The organism is Klebsiella sp. Ech2A (assembly GCF_030078455.1).
In the GTDB taxonomy this organism is placed as follows: domain Bacteria; phylum Pseudomonadota; class Gammaproteobacteria; order Enterobacterales; family Enterobacteriaceae; genus Klebsiella; species Klebsiella terrigena.
Genome location: NZ_JAQGFU010000329.1, coordinates 1 through 2,886, shown reverse-complemented (window position 1 = coordinate 2,886; position 2,886 = coordinate 1). Strand labels below are relative to the sequence as shown.

The 2,886-nt window shown below is 61.2% G+C and carries 4 protein-coding genes; all 4 read left to right on the top strand.

From position 1 onward, the window contains the following. Nucleotides 1-917 (top strand): ABC transporter substrate-binding protein (locus tag PFH44_RS26415; protein WP_283826670.1); only part of this gene is annotated, 917 nt, incomplete at its 5' end. Nucleotides 918-935: 18 nt separating this feature from the next. After that, nucleotides 936-1,877, top strand: coding sequence for an ABC transporter permease (locus tag PFH44_RS26410; RefSeq protein WP_045858579.1), 942 nt, complete (start codon nt 936-938; stop codon nt 1,875-1,877). Further along, complete coding sequence (locus PFH44_RS26405) at nt 1,874-2,695, top strand: ABC transporter permease (RefSeq protein WP_283826669.1); 822 nt, start codon at nt 1,874-1,876, stop codon at nt 2,693-2,695. Before PFH44_RS26410 ends, PFH44_RS26405 begins: the two co-directional genes overlap by 4 nt. Beyond that, nucleotides 2,695-2,886 (top strand): ATP-binding cassette domain-containing protein (locus tag PFH44_RS26400; protein WP_283826668.1); only part of this gene is annotated, 192 nt, incomplete at its 3' end. The genes PFH44_RS26405 and PFH44_RS26400, both read left to right, overlap by 1 nt.

Here is a 2,886-nt window from a genome sequence, read left to right as displayed (position 1 = left end):
CCAGGGGGGGGAAAGAGGATGGCTTTGTCGGCGGCAAAAAGGCGCTGGTGGACGAAGTGCGCTTTATGGCGATCCCCGATGCGGCAACGGTGAAGGCGGGCCTGCAGTCGGGAGCGGTGGATCTGGCGCAGGTGAGCCCGATTGACGGCATCGACCTGAAAAAAGATCCCAATATCGCTCTGGAAGTGGCGCCGAACGCCCAGCGTCACGTGATGCTGATTCAGACCGACGATCCGCTGCTGAAAAACGTCAAGCTGCGCCAGGCGATAGCCTCTGCGCTGGATAGCGAACAGATCGCGCTGGGAACCAGCCAGAATCTGGCGCAGGCGTCGAACTCCAACATTTCCGTGGCCTCGGCGTTTTACAGCACTATTCAAAAGCAGGGCTATAAGTACGATCCGGCCCGCACGGCCCGGCTGCTGAAAGAGGCGGGCTATAAAGGCGAGCCGCTGGAGATTATCGCCAATAAACGCGCGACCGTGCCGAGCTTTGACATGGCCATTATTATCCAGGCGATGCTGCAGGCGGCGGGCATTAACGCTCGGGTCACCACCATGGAGTGGGCGACCCAGCTTGAGCGCTATCAGTCAGGGCGCTATCAGATGATGACCTTCACCTACTCCGCGCGCTTTAACCCGGCGCTGGCGTTTGAGCAGCTGGTGGGCGATAAAACGAAGCAGAAACGCAAGGTATGGGGCGATCCGCAGGCTATCGCCATGACCGATGAGCTGGCCACCGTCGACGATCCGGCGCGGATCCAGGCCATCACCGATAAGCTGCACCAGCAGATGATTGCTGATGTTCCGCTGATCATCTTTTATCCCGGACTGGATATTGTCGCGCACCGTAAGGCTATCAGCGGCTATAAATCCTGGCTCGCCGCCGCTGCGCGGTTGTGGAACGTCAGCAAAGCCTGATGAGATAAGGAGACGCGCATGTTGCAGTTTCTGCTTACCCGTATTTTGACCGCTATTCCGACGCTGCTGCTGGTGACCGTGCTGGTCTTTCTGCTGACGCGCATGGTGCCGGGCGATCCGGCCCTGCTGATGCTGGGGGATATGGCGACGGAGTCCAGCCTCGCCGACCTGCGCCATAGCATGGGGCTGGATCAGGGGATCGTGCAGCAGTTCTTTATCTGGTCCGCTAACGTGCTGCACGGCGACTTTGGCCACTCAATTCAGAGCGGTCAGGCGGTGCTGCCTTTGATTCTGCAGCGCTTCGGCGTGACGCTAAGCGTGGTGCTGGTGGCCATTGTTATCGCCTCGCTGCTCGCGGTCCCTGCGGGAATGCTGGCGGCGTGGAAACAAAACTCCTCCCTGGATACCGGGCTGGTAATGTTCTCCACGTTTCTGCTGTCGATCCCGAGCTTCTGGATGGGGCTGCTTATTCTGCTGCTGCTTGGCCTGAAGCTGGGCTGGCTGCCGGTTGTCGGCTACGTCTCATTGAGCGATGACCTGAAGGCGGGCCTGCTGTATCTGCTGATGCCGGTGATGACGCTGGTGCTGGTGGAGATCGGCGCGCTGGTCCGCATGATGCGGGCCAGTACGCTGGAGGTGCTGCGGCTTGATTACGTTTCCCACGCCCGGGCGAAGGGGCTGCGCGAGCGCGCGGTGTTAACGCGCCACGTTTTCCCGAATGCCTTCGGGCCGACGTGGACCCTGATTGGCCTGACGCTCGGCAACCTGCTCAGCGGAGTGGCGGTGACGGAAACGGTCTTCAGCCTGCCGGGGCTTGGCCGCCTGCTGGTGGACGCCATTTACGCCCGCGACTATCCGGTTATTCAGGGATGTATGCTGTTTATCGCCACGCTCTATGTGCTCACCAATCTGCTGATTGATGCGCTCTATCCACTGTTCAATCCGAGGGTTTCTGCGTGAAGAGAAAGAATATCGTCCTCGCGCCAAACGCCCTGCTGGGAATCGCGCTGATTGGCACCATCGCGCTGGCCGGCATCATCGGCTTCTTCTGGACCCCGCTGGATCCGTCGCGGATCAATATTCTGGCGCGGCTGCAGGCCCCGGGCGCGGGTCACCTGCTGGGCACCGACGAATACGGCCGCGACGTGCTGAGCCGCCTGCTGGCCGGGGCGAATGCCAGCATGACTATCTCCCTGGTAACGGTCGGCTTTGCGCTGTTGGTCGGTATTACGCTGGGGCTTATCAGCGGCTACCTGCGCGGCGTGGTGGACCGGCTGATTATGATGGTGACCGACGCGCTGCTGGCCTTTCCCGGCATCCTACTGGCGCTGGCGCTGTTGAGCATTCTCGGCAACAACCGCTACGGCATTATTCTGTCGCTGGGCCTCGCCTACACCCCCTCGGTGGTACGCATCGTTCGCGGGACCGTGCTGGGATTGAGCGAGGCGGAGTTTGTTTCTGCGGCCAGGGTCATGGGGCATAACGAATGGGCGATCCTGCGCCGTCATATTCTGCCCAACTGCCTGGCGCCCTTGACGGTGCTGGCAACCTCGATGCTGGGCTGGGTGCTGATTTCAGAAAGCGCGCTCTCATTTCTCGGTCTCGGCGTGCCGCCTCCGGAACCGACGTGGGGCAATATGCTGGCCGCCAGCCGCAGCTATCTCGCCCAGGCGCCGTGGCTGGCGCTCCTGCCGGGCCTCTGTATATCGCTGGCTCTGCTGGGAGTGAACATGCTGGGTGACGCGTTACGTGATTATCTCGATCCGAGGATGCAGTGATGAACAATACAACCGCCTTATTGCGGGTTAGCAACCTGCGGGTTAGCGTCGCGGGGCGAGAGGTCGTAAAAGGCATCTCATTTGCGCTCGCTCCCGGCGAAGTGCTGGCCGTGGTCGGGGAGTCCGGCAGCGGTAAAACCCTGGCGATGCGTTCTTTAATTTCGCTGCTGCCGGACTCCCCGACCACGGCC